General features: G+C 55.9%; 17 protein-coding genes. 5 read left to right on the forward strand and 12 right to left on the reverse strand.

Annotated features, from left to right (window positions below; genetic code table 11):
* The first annotated feature begins 24 nt into the window (after positions 1–24).
* On the forward strand, positions 25–1,476 hold the full coding sequence (gene phnY / locus GH722_14985; GenBank protein ID MRG73071.1) for a phosphonoacetaldehyde dehydrogenase: 1,452 nt from the start codon (positions 25–27) through the stop codon (positions 1,474–1,476).
* A gap of 54 nt (positions 1,477–1,530) precedes the next feature.
* On the opposite strand, the gene GH722_14990 is transcribed toward phnY, so the two are convergent.
* The 6 genes from GH722_14990 to GH722_15015 form a co-directional block, all read right to left on the reverse strand.
* Positions 1,531–2,220, reverse strand: coding sequence for an FCD domain-containing protein (locus GH722_14990; GenBank protein ID MRG73072.1), 690 nt, complete (start codon positions 2,218–2,220; stop codon positions 1,531–1,533).
* The gene (locus GH722_14995) at positions 2,210–3,343 is read right to left on the reverse strand and encodes a hypothetical protein (GenBank protein ID MRG73073.1); all 1,134 of its coding nucleotides are present in this window, start codon (positions 3,341–3,343) and stop codon (positions 2,210–2,212) included. The genes GH722_14990 and GH722_14995 overlap by 11 nt, the downstream gene beginning before the upstream one ends.
* 17 nt (positions 3,344–3,360) lie before the next feature.
* Positions 3,361–4,002 carry an HAD-IA family hydrolase gene (locus tag GH722_15000; protein MRG73074.1) on the reverse strand — a complete coding sequence of 214 codons (642 nt, stop codon included), beginning with the start codon at positions 4,000–4,002 and terminating at the stop codon, positions 3,361–3,363.
* Between the two features lie 174 nt (positions 4,003–4,176).
* A complete protein-coding gene (locus GH722_15005; GenBank protein MRG73075.1) occupies positions 4,177–5,328 on the reverse strand; it encodes a response regulator in 1,152 nt (383 codons plus the stop codon).
* A gap of 11 nt (positions 5,329–5,339) precedes the next feature.
* Positions 5,340–5,795 carry a response regulator gene (locus tag GH722_15010; protein MRG73076.1) on the reverse strand — a complete coding sequence of 152 codons (456 nt, stop codon included), beginning with the start codon at positions 5,793–5,795 and terminating at the stop codon, positions 5,340–5,342.
* Positions 5,795–7,723: a hypothetical protein gene (locus GH722_15015; GenBank protein MRG73077.1), complete on the reverse strand. Its 1,929-nt coding sequence runs from the start codon at positions 7,721–7,723 to the stop codon at positions 5,795–5,797. Before GH722_15015 ends, GH722_15010 begins: the two co-directional genes overlap by 1 nt.
* 194 nt (positions 7,724–7,917) lie before the next feature.
* On the opposite strand from GH722_15015, the gene GH722_15020 reads away from it, so the two are divergent.
* Together GH722_15020 and GH722_15025 are read left to right on the forward strand one after the other, a co-directional pair.
* Entirely contained in the window at positions 7,918–9,288 is a 1,371-nt protein-coding gene (locus GH722_15020) for a glutamine synthetase (protein ID MRG73078.1), read from the forward strand.
* A 21-nt stretch (positions 9,289–9,309) separates the two neighbouring features.
* Positions 9,310–10,704 (forward strand): aldehyde dehydrogenase family protein, encoded by a 1,395-nt coding sequence (locus GH722_15025; protein MRG73079.1) that lies wholly within the window; start codon positions 9,310–9,312, stop codon positions 10,702–10,704.
* 30 nt (positions 10,705–10,734) lie between these two features.
* On the opposite strand, the gene GH722_15030 is transcribed toward GH722_15025, so the two are convergent.
* Together GH722_15030 and sufS are read right to left on the reverse strand one after the other, a co-directional pair.
* The gene (locus GH722_15030; GenBank protein MRG73080.1) at positions 10,735–11,157 is read right to left on the reverse strand and encodes an iron-sulfur cluster assembly scaffold protein; all 423 of its coding nucleotides are present in this window, start codon (positions 11,155–11,157) and stop codon (positions 10,735–10,737) included.
* A complete protein-coding gene (gene sufS, locus GH722_15035; GenBank protein MRG73081.1) occupies positions 11,154–12,365 on the reverse strand; it encodes a SufS family cysteine desulfurase in 1,212 nt (403 codons plus the stop codon). Before sufS ends, GH722_15030 begins: the two co-directional genes overlap by 4 nt.
* 17 nt (positions 12,366–12,382) lie before the next feature.
* Here sufS and GH722_15040 point away from each other — a divergent pair, with 17 nt between their 5' ends.
* Positions 12,383–13,432: a trypsin-like serine protease gene (locus GH722_15040; protein MRG73082.1), complete on the forward strand. Its 1,050-nt coding sequence runs from the start codon at positions 12,383–12,385 to the stop codon at positions 13,430–13,432.
* Between the two features lie 48 nt (positions 13,433–13,480).
* On the opposite strand, the gene GH722_15045 is transcribed toward GH722_15040, so the two are convergent.
* Positions 13,481–14,824 (reverse strand): MATE family efflux transporter, encoded by a 1,344-nt coding sequence (locus GH722_15045; GenBank protein MRG73083.1) that lies wholly within the window; start codon positions 14,822–14,824, stop codon positions 13,481–13,483.
* Positions 14,825–14,864: 40 nt separating this feature from the next.
* Positions 14,865–15,785, reverse strand: coding sequence for a dihydrodipicolinate synthase family protein (locus GH722_15050; protein MRG73084.1), 921 nt, complete (start codon positions 15,783–15,785; stop codon positions 14,865–14,867).
* 518 nt (positions 15,786–16,303) lie between these two features.
* On the opposite strand from GH722_15050, the gene GH722_15055 reads away from it, so the two are divergent.
* Positions 16,304–16,747 carry a hotdog fold thioesterase gene (locus GH722_15055; GenBank protein ID MRG73085.1) on the forward strand — a complete coding sequence of 148 codons (444 nt, stop codon included), beginning with the start codon at positions 16,304–16,306 and terminating at the stop codon, positions 16,745–16,747.
* Between the two features lie 11 nt (positions 16,748–16,758).
* Here GH722_15055 and GH722_15060 read toward each other — a convergent pair whose 3' ends face one another.
* Both GH722_15060 and GH722_15065 read right to left on the reverse strand, forming a co-directional pair.
* Positions 16,759–17,940: an aminotransferase class I/II-fold pyridoxal phosphate-dependent enzyme gene (locus GH722_15060; protein ID MRG73086.1), complete on the reverse strand. Its 1,182-nt coding sequence runs from the start codon at positions 17,938–17,940 to the stop codon at positions 16,759–16,761.
* Positions 17,941–17,959: 19 nt separating this feature from the next.
* Entirely contained in the window at positions 17,960–19,423 is a 1,464-nt protein-coding gene (locus tag GH722_15065; protein ID MRG73087.1) for an amidohydrolase family protein, read from the reverse strand.
* Between the last annotated feature and the right edge of the window lie 16 nt (positions 19,424–19,439).

The raw sequence follows: 19,439 nt of genomic DNA on the forward strand, positions 1-19,439 counted from the left end.
CACTTTCAAACAGGAGACTACAAAATGGATGGATCAACCGGTTCAGTCGCACAGACCGTGCGTCACGAGAAAATGCGCATTGGCGGTGAGCTGGTTGATACGTCCGGCCGGATTGAGGTTTTCAATCCCTGGAATAATCAGGTTATCGGCACCGTCCCCCGTGGCACCTCAGCGCATGCTGAAAAAGCGTTCCGGATTGCAGCAGATTACAAGCCGAAGCTGTCCCGGTTTGAGCGTTCGGAAATCCTGCGCCGGACCGCCGAGAATATCACGGCACGCCGTGATCTGATCTCGGACGTCATCACCGCAGAATCCGGCCTGTCGAAAAAGGATTCACTGTATGAATGCGGCCGGGCCTATGACGTGTTCTCGCTGGCTGCGCAGATGACCATCCGGAACGATGATGAAACCTTCTCCTGCGATATCACGCCGCAGGGCAAGCAGCGCCGTATTCATACGATGCGCGAGCCACTTCGTACCATCAGCGCCATCACGCCCTTCAACCATCCGCTGAATATGGTTTCGCACAAAGTTGCGCCTTCGGTCGCGACAAATAACTGCATGGTTGTGAAGCCGACAGAACTGACGCCGCTGACCTGCCTGCTACTGGCGGATATGCTGTATGATGCGGGCCTGCCGCCGGAAATGTTTCAGGTTGTCACCGGTCTGCCGGCTGACCTCGGGGACGAGTTCATCGTCAATCCGAATATCGATCTGGTGACCTTCACCGGTTCTGTACCTGTCGGCAAGTATATCGCTGAAAAAGCCGGATACCGCCGGACTGTGCTGGAACTTGGTGGCAATGACCCGCTGATTGTCATGGAGGACGCAGACCTCGACAAGGCGGCAGAACTGGCAGTTGCCGGTGCTTACAAGAATTCGGGCCAGCGTTGCACGGCGGTCAAGCGGGTGCTGGCGCATAATGCCATTGGTGATGAACTGGCCGCGCTGATTGTCGAGAAAAGCCGCAAGATCAAAGCCGGTGATCCGATGGACCCGGAGACCGATCTTGGGACGGTCATCCATGAGGAATCGGCAAAAACCATTGAGCGTCGGGTTAAGGATGCAGTGTCTGTCGGAGCGAAGCTGCTGCTCGGAAATGATCGTCAGGGCGCGTTGTATCCGCCGACGGTGATTGACCATGTGCCCTACACGGCAGAACTCGTGATGGAAGAAACCTTTGGTCCGGCCTGTCCGATCATCCGCTTTGACTCGATCGAACATGCTATTCAGTTGTCCAACGCGACGGCTTTCGGCCTGTCTTCGGGTGTCTGCACGAACCGGCTGGATTACATCACCCGTTTCATCGAAGAACTGAATGTCGGCACGGTGAATGTCTGGGAGGTTCCGGGATATCGCATCGAGATGAGCCCGTTTGGTGGCATTAAGGATTCCGGCCTTGGCTACAAGGAAGGCGTCATCGAAGCGATGAAGAGCTACACCAACGTGAAAACCTATTCACTGCCCTGGTTCTGATCGTATCTGTCATTTTCCGGTCTGAATAACCCGGTACTACAGAGGGCGGGGGCGTTAGTCCCCGTCTTCGTGCATCTGTTTTACGCGGGCGAGAGTTCCGGCAATATGAAGACGCATGGCCAGTTCTGCCTTGTCGCTGTTGCCGGAGCGGATCTGGGCAACAATCTCCTCATGTTCCTGAAAAGCCTCGCGCATATGGGCGGGGCTTGATGAGATCTGTTGCAGGGCGATTGCCATCTGCCCTTCAAACCGGCTGAGCATAAGTGCTAGGGGGGGATTGTTGCTGTTGCCGGCAATCAGCGCATGCAGTTCGGCATTGGTTTCATAGTAGGTCCGGGCATCATGATCGACGACGGCCTGCTTTTGTCTGATCAGAACGGTATCAAGAGCGGCAATGCCGGACCGGTCGATCCGTTCTGCACAATAACGTGCAGCTGCTGCTTCCATATATTCCCTGATCTCATGTATCCGGACCAGGTCCTCATGATCAATGGTAGCTACCACAACGCCTTTTCGGGGTTGTTCAACAGCCAGCCCGTCACCAACCAGTTGCAGGACAGCCTCTCGGACGGGGCTGCGGGAGACATCAAGGGCGCGGGCGAGTGCGGGAACACTCAGTGCCGTGCCGGGAAGCAGTTCGCCGCTGACAATGGCGTCTCTCAGTTTCTCAACGATGGTATCAACCAGACGGGCCGATGTTTCGACAGGTCCGAACTGAAGGTCCTCGATGCGGCTACCAGCCATTGATGCGTCCCCAGTTGTCGATCACCTGATCGCCCTGAATGACGTGATAAACATCATGGGCCGCACAGGTCATGCAGGTGTGGTTGGGCATGATACGCACCTGTCTTCCAATGGGTAAGCGCTCAAACCACGCGGCGTCCTGTATGTCGACAGTGCCGTGTTCCTGATGCACCTGATTCACGGACAAGGGTGTCAGGGGTGTTGCGGTTACAGCATCACAGAGGATGCCATAGCCTGCGGCAGGCATGAACCTGTTCGCGCCGATATCCTTCGACAGGGCCAGCGCGCCAGCATCAATGATGATGCAGTTTCCCTGCCGGTTATGACCGATCACGGTAGTAAGTACGGTCGCTGCGATGTCATCAAGGCTGCACATTCCCCGCGATGCCTGTGCGAGATCCCACAGCGCATAAACACCACAGCGCGCCTCGGTTACGCCTTCCAGATGGTCCGCATGCAATATTGTCGGTGTTGAACCGACACTGACGACGGGGCAGTCATGGCCGTTCTGTCGCAGTTTCTCTGCGGCGGCGATGCAGGAGTCGCGTTCATGTGCGGCAAGGGCACGTACTGCATCGATGTCATTCTCAGCGTAGGAATGGCCGGCATGGGTGATGACACCGACAAGTGTGACGCCGGGTGCCGCCTGTAATGTACTGGCAATTGTCAGCAAGCTTGAGTCGTCCGGGCTGATACCGCTGCGATGTTCACCGCAATCGATCTCGATCAGGGCTTCGATCGTCGTTTCTATGTTGCGGGCATAACCTGCAATTCCTTCAGCAACATACTGACTGTCGAGAACGATACGCACCGTTGCCCCGGTTTCACGCTGGATGCGGGTCAGGCGGTCCAGTTTTGCCGGAATAATGCCAACCGTATACAGAATATCGCGATAGCCATGGCGTGCGAAATGTTCGGCCTCACGCAGGGTTGAGACTGTGACGGGGCCGATTCCCCCCCCTTGCGTGATGCGGGCTATGTCGAGTGACTTCGGTGTTTTTACATGTGGGCGCAGTGTGACACCCAGGGCGCGGCATCGGGCAATCATTGCGGCGGCATTTTTTTCAACACGTGCGCGATCAAGAAGAAGGCAGGGTGTTTCCAGGTCAGTCAGTCGGGTCATACCGGGTATCCGTCAGTTCAGCTTCTGGTCAGCACGATGCCGGGCAGGGGGGCCAGTGTACGTTCAAAGAAATCCGGTCTTGCATCATCGCGTGGTGGCAGACCGATGCGGTTATGCCAATAGACCGGCATGCCAACGCCCTTTGCGCCCGGCACATCTGACGCTGAACCTGCAACGAACAGGGTTCGCGCCGGGTCCGTGCCAAGCTTCTCGAGTACAGCCCGGTAGACCTCTGACCGCGGTTTATAGAATCCGGCACTTTCTGCTGTCGTAATCACGGTGAAGTTTCCGCCGGCCCTTTCCGCGGCTATATGTCCAAGGCGTTCCGAGCAGTTGGTTGCCACGGCCATCGGTACCTTTTTGCCAATAGCAGACAAAGCCCGGGGGGCGTCGTCCCATGGTTCCAGTTCGGCCCACCGGCGTTCCAGTTCGTCGGCGAAGTGGCCGGGAAACCCGGTCTGAATCGCGGCTTCACGGACCAGTGTCTCATAGGGTCGATAGGCTCCGCACCCATAGGTGATTTCGAGATAACGCTTTCGCCATTTCAGACCATCGGCCTCTGATCCGGCGACATCATTCCAGAGCTTCCATGAATCAATCAGAGCTGTGAGCAGATCGAATATGACGGCGTCGTAACGGGCAGGGGAGGCGGTGTTCATGTTTCCTCACGATATGATGTTGGCAGGCGGATGATCCCGGCTTTATCGATTTTGAGATGTCAAACTACACGTTACATGTAATGTGTAAATATGTTTTTGTCTGGCTATATATTCAGTCTCATCTCGGAAAAATGGATGGCGACAGGGGGAAACAGCCCGGGAATAAATCCGGTCTTATGCTTTAATTTTGAGCGGCCCGTCAGGTGCTGTCTGTGACAGGGTGACGGTAACGGTGGTTCCCTCACCATAGGTGCTTTCAATATGGATATCGCCGCCATGCCGTTCGGCGAGGCCCTTGACGATCGACAGGCCCAGGCCACTTCCACCGCTTGACCGCGTACGGCAGTCATTGACCTGAAAGAATGCTTCCGTGAGCCTGTGTAACTGGCTGTCTTCAATGCCGATACCGGTATCGGAGACAGAAATTGATATCTTGTTGTCATCTGTATGGTCAGCTGTCAGGCGCACAGTTCCCTGATTGGTGAACTTGATCGCATTTGACAGCAGATTGATACATATCTGTCTTACGGCGCGTTCGTCAGCGATACAGTGAAGTTCATCAGGCAGCACGCACTGAAGATCAATTTGTTGTCTGATGGCAAGCTGGCTGACCATGGTCACTGATTCTCTCGCCAGTTTTGCGACGTCGACTGTTTCAGGCTCCAGCACCAGACTGGTGTTATCCATCTTCGCCGAGAGAAGAAGCTGATTGATCAGTCCAAGTAGATGCTGGCCGCTGCTGGAGATGTCGCTGGCAAATTTCTTGTAACGCGGTTGCCCGACGGGGCCGAGAATTTCGCTGCCGATCATGTCTGCAAAGCCGATGATTGCATTCAGCGGGGTCCGGAATTCATGGCTGATCTGTGACAGCATTTCGGTTTTTGCTTTTGCAAGCTCTTCTGCTGACTGGCGGGCCTGACGGTGTCGCAACAATGCCGCCTGGTTGAGCAGGGCATAACGAAGTACATGTTCGATTGTTTCCGGCGACAGGCTGGATTTATCGACATAGTCCGCCGCACCGGCCTGCGAGGCGGCTATGTCTGTTTCCGCATCTCCCTGTCCGGTGAGCAGGATCAGCGCCGTGGTGTTTTCTGTCGTTGAAGCTTCTCTGATAAGGTCGAGGCCGGAATCTGCACCGAGGCGATAATCTATCAATGCCGCGTCGAAATTATCCTGTCTGATCGCATTCAGGGCATCCCGGTAATTATCGACAGTGGTTACATCAAAATGCATGACAGTCGAATCGCACAAATACCGCCGGATCAGCAGCAGATCACCGGGATCATCATCAGCAACCAGTATTCTGACAGGCGGGTCATGTGCCATCAGAAAAAGATCTAACCGTTTGGTGTCGGCAGGGTAACCAGCCTGAACCAGTATCGCTCCAGAGACGATACCGCTTCCACAAGCTGATCAAAGTCGACCGGTTTCGTGATATAGGAATTCGCGCCCGTATCATAGGCACTCAGCACGTCACTTTCTGCACTGGATGTCGTGAGAATGATAACCGGCAGGCGGCGGTGACCGGGATTGCTCCGAATTTTCTCAAGCGCCGTCCTGCCATCCATTTTTGGCATGTTGAGATCAAGCAGTACGATGTCGGGATAGGGATGTTTCTTCCGGTTTGAATAGTCGCCTTCGCCATTCAGATAGGAAAGTAATTCCACCCCGTCGGGGACAGTGCGCAGAGTGTTATTCAGTTTCGCATCTTCAAACGCCCGCCGGGTTAACAGGATATCCGCAGGGTCGTCATCCGCCATCAGGATGACGCAGTCGCGATAATTTGAAGACATCAGGTTTGGTTCTCTTCTGTTGGGTTCGGCATTTTTGGTACGGGTAGCTCGATAATAAACTCGGCACCTCCAAGGTGACTTTTCCCCACGGAGATATGACCATCGTGCCGGGCAATGATCTTTTGACAAATTGCCAGTCCAATTCCCGTTCCGGGGTAGGTTTGGCGATCATGCAGACGTTTGAAGGGCTCGAAAATCGATTTGTGATATTTTTCATCTATGCCGATGCCATTGTCGGACACTCTGATAACAGAAACCGGGCCATGCAGATTTTCTGATTTCTCCAGCATCTCGCAAGTGATCGTAATGACCGGACTGCGGCCCGGATGCCGGAATTTGAGAGCATTTCCAATCAGATTCTGGAATAGCTGATGTATCTGGGTCTCATCGCAAAGGAGTTCGGGGAGGGCCCTCGTCGTGATCCGGGCTGAACATTCAGAGATGATGGATGACAGGTCACCAATGACATCGTCATAGATTTTTTTCAGCGATACCTTTTTGAACGGCTCGGAGCGCGACACCACGCGTGAGTAGCTCAGCAGGGCAGCGATCAGGCGCTGCATGCGATTGGCCGCGTCAGTCATGAGGCCGAAATATTCCTTGCCGCGATCATCCAGCCTCTCGGCCTGATCATGCAGGATAAGCTGACCGAAAGACTGAATTTTCCGCAAGGGTTCCTGCAGGTCGTGTGCTGCGACATAAGCGAACTCTTCCAGGTCGCTGTTGGAACGGCGCAGCTTTTTGTTGCTGACTTCAATTGCTTGAAAAGCAGCCGCCAGTTCACGGGTCGCACGGCTGACCGACTGTCTCAGCGTTAGTGTCCAGATTGCTGCCGCAATCAGCAGGGCCAGAAGAATGCCAATAACCCAGTATATGGTTTTCTGACGGGTTTCTGCGGCTTTTCGGGACAGGCGTTCCGGATCAAAAATGAAATTATCCGTATTCAGCGGATGTTTCAGAAAACCCATCCTCATCAGGCTGTCCTGAATTGCCTCCCATCGTCTCGGGTTGGTATTTCCCAGGGTGACAATCGGATAGAGTGTCAGTGCTTCTACTTTTTCTGCCTGATCCAGATTGAGAGCTGTTTCGTTACCGACCGGGTTTTTACGATCATAGATATCTATCAGCTGTTCAATAATCTTCTCAGGATTGTTTATGGCATATTGCCACCCCTCAATTGTGGCTTTGCGAAAGCGGGAAACCAGATCAGGGTTAGCGGTTGCAAACTGCTGAGTGGTGAAGAGTGAATCGCCGTAAAAATTAATACCAAACTTTGCTGGCTCAATGATGCGGGGAGATTTGCCAAGTGCATTGGCAATGACCCGCTCGCCAAACCGATGCCCAAGGATGACATCACCCTGACCGGAGGTGAGCAGCTCCGTATTGTCTGTGCCGGTAACAAAGGTGATATTTTCTATATCTATGCCTTCTGAATGGAAAAAAGCCTGCATTTCCAGATCAAGCATTGAGCCGTTCCGGTTCCTGATAATTTTCAGCCTTGCCAGTTGCTCTGCCGTTGAGGCATCGAGTTCCGGGTTTACGAAGAATACTGTCGGGCTTTGCTGAAAGATCGAGGCAACCAGGGACATTGGTGTTCCCGTGTCGTTTTCCTGCAGAAAATCGAGCGAACCGACGCCAAACTGCGCAGCCCCGGATACGACTTCCCTGACGGCATTCCGATAGCCCTGATTGCCATCAAAGGCATGACGGATATCAACATCCAGTCCGGATTTTTCGTAATAGCCCTGCCAGAGCGCGGCATAATACCCGGCAAACTGGAATTGTGGTTCCCAGCGCAGTTGGAGAACCACTTTGTCCTGAGCAATTGCGTTGCCGGCTATGGAAAGCAGAACAAAAACCGCAGGGAGAATTTTTTTTACCGCATTAATCAAAAAAACTGGCTCCCCGTGGATTGCCGTTGAAGACAAAACCTAAGGCAGGCAATTGAAACTGTGAAGATACGTATTTAAACGGATATGCGGAAATGACCTGACGCGGCAGTCAGAGGCTGTGAAGTCATGATACGGCTGATCTCTTTGAAAGATGTGTTTCTCCCCTTCATTCACCTTGCGGGCGGTATCGTTTTGGCTAGCCTGTATTCAGATGAACGAAGGGGAATGACATGCAGGCCAGTGACGTCAGAACAGCGGAAGATGCTATTCAGCTGATTGAGGATCGTGACCTTGATTATATCAAGGTCGGGCTGTTCGATACCGATGGGGTGATGCGTGGCAAATATATGTCGCGTGACAAGTTCATATCCGCGCTTAAAGGCGGGTTCGGGTTTTGTGATGTGGTGCTCGGCTGGGATTCCAATGACCAGCTGTATGACAACACCAGTTTCACCGGCTGGCACACGGCCTATCCTGATGCACCTGTCCGCATCCTTCCGGAAACCTGTCGTGAACTGCCGATGGAAGATCAGCGCAGCGTTCTGTTTCTGGCTGAGTTCGCTGAACCGGCTGACAGTGTTTGCGCCCGCGGTTTGCTTCGGCGGGTACTCGACCGGGCGGCCGGCCATGGCTACAGCGTCAAATCAGCCTGCGAATTTGAATTTTTCCTGTTTGATGAAGATTCAGAGTCTGTCCGGGAGAAGGGGTATCGCGACCTGAAGCCGATATCTCCCGGTTTCTTCGGGTACTCGATGCTGCGTAATTCAGTTTATGCCGAGTTTTATCACGACCTGCTTGAGACCTGCACCCTGATGGATATGCCGATTGAGGGCCTCCATACCGAAACCGGTCCGGGGGTGCTGGAGGCTGCGCTTGGCGTCGATGACGCGCTTCGGGCGGCGGACAAGGCGGCATTGTTCAAGACCTTCACAAAGGTACTGGCGCAACGCAACGGCTGGATGGCGACCTTCATGGCGAAATGGTCGCCGGACTGGCCGGGCCAGAGCGGCCATATCCATGTCAGTCTGCGACATGATGAACGGGGTGCCGTGTTCTTCGATGAGAACAAACCAGATAATATCAGTGACGAGATGCGCTGGTTTATTGGTGGCCAGCAGGCGCTGATGCCTGAATTGCTCTCGATGATCGCGTGCACGGTGAACAGCTATTCCCGCCTGATCCCGGGCTTCTGGGCGCCGACAGAGGCGTCTTGGGGTGTTGAGAACCGAACATGTGCCCTTCGCACGATTGGCGGCAAGCCGTCGTCGCAGCGGGTCGAGTACCGGGTTGCAGCGGCTGACATCAATCCGTATATCGCGCTGGCGGCGGCTATCGGCTCTGGTATCTGGGGCATTGAAAACAAGATCGAACCGGATGCGCCAATCAAGGGAAATGCCTATGAGAAGACGTTTCCGCCGAAGCGCCGTTTCCCGGCAACCCTGTTTGAAGCGGCGGGACGACTGAAGAAATCCAAAGCTGCCCGTGATCTGTTCGGGGATGCCTTTGTAGAACATTATGCTGCTACCCGTGAATGGGAAGAGCGGGAGTTCCGTAAAGCGATTACCAGCTGGGAAATGGAACGTTACTTCGAAATTATCTGATTTATCGACAAGGCTGCTATCATGACATCCATCCAGAAATGTATCTCCCCGGTTGATGGCCGGGTCTATGTTGAACGTCCGCATGCGGACAATGCAGCCATTGAGCAGGCGATTGCCGGTGCGGCGAAAGCACAGGCAGCCTGGCGTCTGAAATCTGTCGCCGAACGTGCGGCAATCTGTGGTGCTGCCGTCGATGCCTTTGTCGGCCGGAAGTCTCAGATAGCGGAAGAAATCACCTGGCAGATGGGCCGGCCCATTTCGCAGGCTCCCGGCGAGGTTGGCGGCTTTGAGGAACGTGCACGCCATATGATCGCCATTGCCGATACCGCACTGGCAGATGTGCAACCTGCAGCAAAAGATGGCTTCAACCGGTTTATCCGGCGGGAAGCAGTCGGCGTGGTTTTCACTGTGGCACCATGGAATTTCCCGTACCTGACAGCGGTCAACAGTGTCTGGCCAGCGGTGATGGCAGGCAATGCGGTGTTGCTCAAGCATTCTGCACAGACACCGCTTTGTGCTGAGCGGTTCGAGGAAGCCTTTGTCGAAGCAGGCGCGCCGGAAGGTCTGGTGCGCCATCTGCATCTGACTCACGACCAGACAGCTTCTGTCATGCGCTCTGCCGGCGTTGACTTCGTGGCCTTTACCGGTTCGGTGGATGGCGGACATGCCGTGCAGCATGCGGTGGCAGATCGTTTCATCGGCACGGGTCTGGAACTGGGGGGCAAGGATCCGGCTTATGTGCGGGCTGATGCGGATCTGGCGCAGGCCATTGATACGCTGGTTGACGGTGCGATGTTCAATACGGGCCAGTCCTGCTGCGGTATCGAGCGGATATATGTCCATCAGTCGGTTTTTGATGACTTCCTGTCAGGGGCAGCGGAGCTGATCCGGGGCTACAGGCTGGGGGATCCGACTGACAGCACGACCAATCTGGGACCAATGGTGCGGACCAGCGCCGCAGATTTCGTTCGCGGACAGGTGGCAGAGGCTGTCGCCGCCGGGGCTACGGCACATGTTGATCCGAAGCTGTTCGCTGCCGATGCAGCAGGCACGCCCTATCTGGCACCGCAAATTCTGAGCGGGGTCGATCATTCCATGCGGGTGATGACGGAAGAAAGCTTTGGCCCGGTCGTGGGTGTAATGCCGGTTGCGGATGACGCCGAAGCCATTCGACTGATGAATGACAGCGCCTTCGGTCTCACGGCCAGCGTTTTTACCAGAGATGAAGAGGCTGCGATCTTCATTGGAAATCAGGTGGAAACCGGAACTTTCTTCATGAACCGCTGCGACTACCTTGATCCGGCACTGGCCTGGACAGGGGTAAAGAATTCCGGTCGTGGCTGTACGTTGTCATCGGTCGGGTATGAAAGCCTGACACGCCCGAAAAGCTACCATCTGAAACGTCTCGGTTCGTAAATCCGGAGGATATTGAACCGGCGAGCCAGTTTACTCTTTCAGTTGCGACAGGGCGGCGTCCAGAGCATCAAAGGGCAGCAGGACACAATCCTGCCGGCTTTTGCGGCTATGGACAGGTGCAAATGCCGCCATCTCTGCCCATACCGGCGTAATGTCCTCGCCACGACGGACAATCGCTTCGATGTTCTGCCGGGCTGTCTGGAGGGCAGGGCGATCCAGACCGGCAGCATTTCCGGAGATCAGCGCTGCCGAGGCTTCACATAGCGCGCAGCCGCGGACCTTGTGCCGGACGGCTGCAACCTGTGAGCCCTGCATGTCGATCTGCAGGGTAATCCTGTCGCCGCAGAGCGGATTGTCGATTGTGGCTTCTGCATCGGCCTTGTCCTGGAGGCCGGCCCCGGTTGCTGATCTCGCCAGTTCCATGACCGTGTCGTGGTAAATACTGTCGCTCATCCGAGTCTCCTGATCGCATCCGCCAGTCCGGCCAGAAAGGCATCAATGTCTTCGGTTGTGGCATAGGCACCGAGGCTGACCCGTGTCAGTGCAGCAAGGTCGAGGGCGTCCAGCAGCGGCTGGGCACAATGATGTCCTCCCCGGACCGCAACATGATGCAGATTGAGGATTTCACAGATGTCATGTGCGTGGATGGTCTTGTGTGAAAACGAGATGACGGGCGCGCGGGATTGCAGCCCCTGTGGTCCAGCAACTGTAATCCCCGGTATGTCGGAAAGACCGTTGAGAAGGCGTTCTGTCAGGCTGCGTTCCATCTGGTCGATGACATTCCAGTCCTGATGTCGCATCCAGTTGATGGCTGCATTCAGACCTGCTGCCTGTGTGATTGGCGGGGTGCCTGCCTCAAAACGGCCGGGTGGGCTGGCGTAGGTTGTTGTTTCCATCGTTACACGACGGATCATCTCACCGCCGCCAAGGAAGGGCGGCATCTGTTCCAGCCACTCACCCCGGCCCCAGAGGAACCCGATACCCGTCGGGCCATACATCTTGTGGCCAGACCCGGTATAGAAATCGACCCCGAGGCGCTGCACATCTACCGGGCCATGACCCATTACCTGTGCGCCGTCGAGCAGAACGGCTGCCCCCACAGATTTTGCTGCCGCGACCACCCGGTCGATATCCGTAATTGCGCCTGTAACGTTGGAGATATGAGTCACGGCAATCAGCCGGCAGCGTGGTGTCACCAGTTGTTCCAGCCGCGACAGGTCCAGAATACCCTGACTATCGACGGGAAGCACCTTCAGCACAATCCCGGCCCGGTCCCGCAGCATCTGCCAGGGAACGATATTCGCATGATGGTCCAGTTCCGAAATGATCACCTCATCGCCCGGCTGCATCAGGCTGCCAAAACTTTGGGCGACAAGATTTATGGCGGCGGTACAGCCACTGGTAAAAATGACCTCCCGGTCTGAAGGGGCGTTGATCCAGTTCGCCAGATTCGCACGGGCACCTTCATAGGCCGCCGTCGCACGTTCGGCGAGGTCGTAGACACTGCGATGAACATTGGCCCGTGATACCCGGTCATGACTTGAGATTGCATCAATCACAGCATCAGGCACCTGACTGGAAGATGCATGGTCGAGATAATGCAGCGGTCCCTGATCAAAGACGGGGAAGCTGGCGCGAATATTTCCTGAAACATCGGTCATGAGATCATAACTGCGCGATGGCGGGGCACAGTTCAAGGGCTTCTAAATTCTGGCTATACAGTCTATGCCTGACGGGGTGGGAAACCGGAGGGTTCAGAATGCTATGTCGTTGGTTGATTGCGACCCTGATTGTCTGCGGCTGGCTGATGCCGGCCACCTTGTCCGCAGCCAATGTCAGTCGCATTGGTATCAAGGGAGCGGATGACCGGGTCGTCATGGACAGCCGGGAATATCCGTGGAGTGCAGTAGGCCGGGTCAATGTCATCACCGGTCTTCGCACACGAGGGCATTGTACAGGAACCCTGATCGGCGAAGCTCTCGTGCTGACCGCAGCGCATTGTCTTTATAATCGTCTGACACAGGATTATGTCCGTGCCGGGTCGGTGACTTTCGTTGCGGGTTATATGCGTGGTGAGTGGCTGACGGATGCCAAGGCCCGCGAAATCATTCTGCCGACCGGGTTTGATCCGCGGGTACCACCGGATGCGAACAACAATGCCAATGACTGGGCATTACTGAAACTGGACCGTGATATCGGGCGTGAGGTTGGTCATATCGGCATTTCTCCGCTGGGACCGGAGAACTTCAAACGGCTGGTTGATCGCAGCACCGTATTCCTGCAGGCCGGCTATAGCGGTGATGCGCCGCATGTCCTCAGTGCGCATATCAATTGTCAGGTTGATGGTTTCTTTAAAGGTCAGCCGGTGCTCGGTCATAAATGCGATATTGTGCAGGGGGATTCCGGATCACCCCTGCTGGTCTGGCGTGATGGCGGTTTTCGGGTGCTTGGGGTCAACATCACGATCTCCCGAGGTTACAACAAGGCATTGTCTACCGTTGTCATGTTCAATCAGGCCCTGCGTGCAGGGGGGCTGACATCACCGGGGATTCCGCGCGGCATGCGCCCGCCACGGCGGACAGTGTTCGAGATCCTGAAACAGAAATTTCCGGAGGCAGACAATCTGCCGACGGCGATGGAAATCTGGGCCGGCAAAGGTGGACCAGCCGTGCCGGATGAACTCGATATCCCCTATCTCGGGCGGGCCATGGAAGACCTGAGGAAATAGGGGCTGACAGATTCCGGTATAGCCGGGTCGGACGGGACGGCCAGAAACTCAGGTCGAGGGCGTTGCCGCCGGAGGTGCGATAGAGTTGAGCAGGCGCGGATAGGACAGATGCAGCGTCAGTCCCCGCAACAGATTAAGCAGCAGGATAGCCGGCCACATGGCGTCGGGGCCAAAGAAATGGGTGCCGGCGAACAGGGCGATAAGAAAAACGACAAGGCAGAAGGCCGAGGTGTTCCGCAACGGAAGTGTCTCGGTCGCGCCAAGGAAAACGCCGTCATAGAGAAATGCCCAGGTTGAGATTGTGGTCAGCAGGGCAAGCCATGGCAGATAATGCTTCGCCAGTTCACGGACTTCCGGCAGACCGGTCATCAGGTCGATCATAAGTCCGCCAAACAGCATGAAAACAGCGCCGATCAGCAGGCCGAAAATTATCGACCAGTGCCCGGCGGCGCGGACAGCATCGTCAAACCGTTGACGGTCACCGGCGCCATAGGCTGCTCCGGCAACGGCCTGTGCCGCATTTGCAAATCCGTCAAGTGCATAGGCCATGATCTGCATGAAGGTCATCAGCACAGCGTTGGCCGCCAGAATGACGGTTCCCATCTGGGCGCTGACTGATGTGAAGACAGCCCAGCATGAGACCAGGCATAAGGTGCGAATAAACAGATCGCTGTTTGTGCTGAAAAGCCTGCGGTGTTTTGCAGCATTGAAAAGAGCGGGGAAGCTCCATTTTCCGGGATACTGTTGCAGACCGCGGGCAACGAAGAACCAGCCGATCAGAGCGGCAATATAGCTGGCGGTAACTGTCGCCCAGGCAACCCCGGCAACGCCCCATTCAAACTGGACCACGAACAACAGGTCGAGGCCGATATTCAGAATATTCAGCGCCAGCGTGATGATCAGATTGGCGCGGGCATTCTGCATCCCGAGCAGCCAGCCAAAGAAGACATAGTTGGCGAGGGCGGCCGGCGTACTCCATATCCGTATGCTGAAATAGACATCGGCCAGTTGGCTGACATCCTCTGCGGCCCCGATAAGGGGAAGTGCAAAGGCAAGGATCGGGCGCTGAAGCAAGATCATCGCCAGCGATATGCCGGCGGCAATCAGTAGGGCCCGGCCCAGCACGGCACGCAGTTCATCCCCGTCGGATTTACCGAATGCCTGAGCCGAAAACCCGCCGGTTGCCATCTTCAGGAACCCGAAAGCCCAGAAGACATAGGAGAACAGCATCGCCCCCACGGCGACCGCGCCAAGATGCTTCGGGTCGGGCAAATGCCCGACCACGGCTGTGTCGACGGCCCCGAGCAGGGGTTCCGACACGCTGGCAAGCATCATCGGCAGGGCGATAACCCAGATTTTCCGATAAAGACTTTTGTCAGCGAGCCGGATCATGGCAACCCGATACAATGCTGAACAGAGCCGTTCAGGGCCCTCACGCGGCTTTCAGATAGCTCGACAGATGTCCGAGTGCCTGAAGCTGCCCGATCAGGTCAGCCTTCGCAGCAGCCGACATCGGCTCCAGTGGCGGGGAAAGGCGTTCCCATTCGGCATCGCCAGAAACATGGGCTTTAACCGCTTTCTGACCGGCAAAGGTCGGGAAGTTCTGGAAGACCTTGCGAACGGCGGTGACAGCAGCCTGATAATCTTCAGCCGCATCAGTTTCCCAGTTGGCATATACCTTCTGGCAGATCGATGAAGAGATATTGGTGGAGGCCGAAATTGTACCGGCACCACCTGCCCGGAGCGTGTCGAGAAGGAAGGTTTCATTGCCACAGAAAGCACCAAAACCGGGAATTTCCTGGAGCGTTTCAGCCGTATAAGCCCAGACACCCGAGCTGTCTTTCATGCCGGCGACCAGATCGCCGTATTCTTTCTTCAGGCGCACGGTCAGTGAAACCGGGATGGGCGTCGCTGACATCTGCGGGAAGTGATAGAGATAAAGCCGCATGCGATCATCGCCGACGCGCTGAATCACCTCGGAGAAGAAGGCAAACAGGCCGTCTTCGCTGGGGTTTTTATAGTAGAACGGCGGCAGCATGAGCTGTCCGCCGGCATTGGCGTCGATGGAGGCCTTGGTCAGTCTGACAGATTCTGCGATGGAGCAGGCGCCGGTTCCGAAGATGGCCGTACCTTTTGGCAGGTCGGAGTCTCCGAAGGCTGCAATCATTTCCAGTCGTTTTTCGAGGCTGATCGAATTCGCTTCGCTGGTTGTGCCAAGCGGCGCCAGACCATTACAGCCGTTCTCCAGCAGCCAGTGGCAATGTGCCAGCCAGCGGTCAATATCGGGCTCATAATCTTTGGTGAATGGTGTGGCGACAGCAGCATAGACGCCGCGAAGTGCAGTGTTTGTCATAGGACATTCCTCGAAAAAAAGGGCAGGCTGATTTGTTTGCGGACTATAGCGTTTGTCATACGCCTGCTACAATTCAATTGGCAAACTTTTGTGCTGTTTCCTGTGGGCAGTTTTCAGTTCCGGCCCTGAGAACTACCTGATGTGATATCCAGTTGTCTGAAGTGGTGCTGGCGGCTGAAACTTATCCTCTCACAGGAAAGAATGGGATTGTTACCGGTGCCGGAAATGGTATCGGCAAAGCCCTTGCGCCGGGTCTCTCATCGGCAGGGGGGGGCAGGTGATCCTCGCCCGCCTGAATAATGACACCGACGACAGAGGCTACAGGTTCAGCCCCGGTGATGATTGCGCGCTATCTGGAAAATGTACCGATGGTACGGACTGGTGAACCGGCAGAGCTTGTCGGACCTCTGTTGTTTCTGTTGTCTGATGCGCCAAGTTATGTGACCGGGTCATGCTGTCGGTGGACGACGGCTATCTGACATTCTAAAACGCCTCATCAAATTCACAGAGGCGACAACATGACCAATCAGGCGATTCAGGAAGAAGAACTCAGCGGCTTTAACATAACTGTCGGTTATGAACTGACGGAATGGTCTGAAGGCCATGCTGTACTGGAGCTTGATCTGGAGCCCCGCCACCTTAACCGGACAGGTGTTTTGCATGGCGGTGTCATTGCAACGATGCTTGATGCTGTCTGCGGTTATGCCGGTCAGTATTGCAGCGAACCGGGCAATATCCGCTATGCAGTCACCCTGTCACTGACGACCAATTTTCTTGGTCAGGCAAAAACGGGTCGGGTGCGTTGCGTCGCCCGGCGGACTGGTGGCGGTCGGAAAATTTATTTCTGTGCCGGGGAAATGTTCAACGCGAAGGGCGATCTGATCGCGACAGGCGAGGGGGTTTATCGCCTGCGCACCGGCTCCGAGGATCTGAAGGGTGTACCTCGCGACGCGCCGATCTGATTCGGGAAACGTCAGATAACCCCGGCAATCCGTGTCAGGGCAGATTCTGTTTTTGCCAGATCCTGTACCAGCGCCAGCCGGATATATTCTGCACCTGGATTGCCAAATGCATCGTCGCGGGACAGATAGCTGCCGGGCAGGGCCTTAACACCCTGTTCGGCCCACAGACGCCGGGCTGTGGCAATGCCGTCTCCGACATCCAGCCACAGGAAAAATCCGCCGGGAGGTGTGTAATAACCGGGTTTTTGCCCGAGTATCCGGTCTGCGGCCGCGAATTTCTGGCGATAGAGGTTGCGGCTTGCCTCGACATGACTGTCATCGTTCCACAGCGTTGCCGAAGCATGCTGGATCGGCAGTGGCTGGATAGCCGAAGCATAATCCCGGAAGGCTCCGAACTTTGCCAGAATATCCGGATCTCCTGCCACGAAACCGGAACGAAGCCCCGGTGCGCTTGAGCGTTTGGACAGGGAATGGAAGACAAGCAGATTACGCATGTCACCCCCCATGGCGGCACAGACTTCCAGTCCTCCGGTCGGGGGCAGGCTGGTATAGATTTCCGCATAACATTCATCGAGCAGCAGGACGAAGTCATATTGCCGGGCCAGTTCGATCATGCGCCGTAGCAGGTCTTTTGATGCAAAGACGCCCTGAGGGTTTGCCGGTGAACAGAGAAAAAAGGCACTGGTCCGTGCCAGCAGCTGTTCATCCAGTTTTCCCGGATCGGGCAGAAAACCGGTATCAGCACGGGCGGAGACAAAGACAGGCTCAGCGCCTGCGGCAAGCGCGGCCCCGGCATAGGCATGATAGAACGGGTTTGGAATCAGGACGGCTGGCTGTTTACCCGCCTTTTCTGGCGGGGTGATCAGATTGACGATCAGGAAAAGCCCCTCGCGGGTTCCTGTAAGGGGAACAATGTGGCGTGCCGGTTCGATCATTCCCTGTGGCAAATCATAGCGCCGGGTCAGGTAGCCGGCGATTGACTGCAACAGCGGCAGCGTCCCCCGGCGCGGCGCATACTTGCCCCAGAGATTGCGGGCATCATGGATGTCGCGGGCAATCCAGTCAGGGTAGGGATGCTGTGGCTCCCCGATCGTCATGTCGGCAGGGTCCATCGGAGGCGTAACACCCGCCAGCAGACTGCCAAGGCGCTCAAAAGGGCTGTTCGGCAAGTCAGCCAGACGGGTGTTCAGCATCTGATCAATCCTTATAGGGTCAGGCCGCGGATTGCAGGGCCTGACGTCGGAGTGCACGACCGGGTCGTGCACCAGTGTGGGCGCCGGATTGCCAGACAGCCTGGCCATTGACAACCACCAGATTGACGCCGGGTGCAGGCTGCATGGGATTTTCAAAATCTGCGGCGTCGATGATCTCGTCCGGGTTGAACAGGGTCAGGTCAGCGAAATTACCGACTTTCAGCACACCGCGTTCACTGATCCCGAATTCACGGGCTGTCATTCCGGTCATTTTGTGAACCGCCTGCTCCAGCGTAAACAGGCCGACATCACGGGCATAATGTCCGAGAACACGCGGGAAAGTACCCCACAGACGGGGGTGCGGTTTTGTGTCGTGTGGCAGACCATCAGAGCCGATCATCGACAGGCTGTGACTGAGAACCCGCTGCACGTCTGCTTCATCCATGCTGAAATAGACAGCCCCGGCAGGTTTCAGCTTCTCTGCGGCTTCCAGATCGCTGAGGCCCAGTTCTGCCGCGATGTCGGACAGATCACGTCCGGCCATTTCTGGCATTGATTCGGACCATGTGACGATGACCCGTTTCGACACGCCGATAGAGCTTTCCTGCAGAATCGTGGAAGATGCGAGATAAGGATAGACATCCATGGCAATGCGCTGACGTTCACGGGCTTTTTCAATCATTGGCAGGGTTCGCATGACCTTGCCCCAGTTTTTGACGCCGGTTGCCTTGTGGTGCGAGATGATGACCTGCACATCAGCGTCGGCACCAATGCGGATGGCCTCTTCCACCGATTTTTCCAGATGGTCGGCTTCATCGCGCATGTGGGTCACGTAAATTCCGCCGGCGGGTTTCAGACCCTTCGCCAGTTCGATGATCTCTTCGGTCGGGGCGCAGCGGGCAGGCGGATAGAACAGGCCGGTACTCATGCCGACAACACCGGCATCCAGAGCCTCGTCCAAAGTACGCTGCATCTGGGTGATTTCTGCGGCCGTTGCCGGACGGTCAAGCTGATCCATCGCTCCTTCACGCAGGGTGGCATGGCCGACCAGAAAGATTGCATTGACCGTCGCCGGGTCCTTGTCGAGCTGATCCAGATAGCCTGCAAATTTGGGATATTTATAACTTTGCGTACCACCGATCAGGTCAAGTGGCGGTGGGACAGGGCGCCGGATTTCGAGAGGGGCCAGGCTGACGCCGCAATTCCCGGCGACGACTGTTGTCACACCCTGACTGACTTTCGGTGTCATGTCGGGACGGGCCAGCAGCACCGCGTCATCATGAGTATGCGCATCAATGAAACCGGGAGCCAGAACCTGACCTGTGGCGTCAATGCTGCGTGAGGCTGTCATCTCGGACAGGTCTCCCATAGCCGTAATCCGGTCGCCGGTTACCGCAAGGTCCCCGGTTAGCCGGTTGGCACCCGTTCCGTCGATGATGGTGGCATTGCGAATCAGCAGGTCGCAGCTGTCTGGCTTGGTCATTCCTGTTTCCCTCAAT

This window comes from Alphaproteobacteria bacterium HT1-32 (assembly GCA_009649675.1).
Taxonomy (GTDB): Bacteria; Pseudomonadota; Alphaproteobacteria; order Rhodospirillales; family HT1-32; genus HT1-32.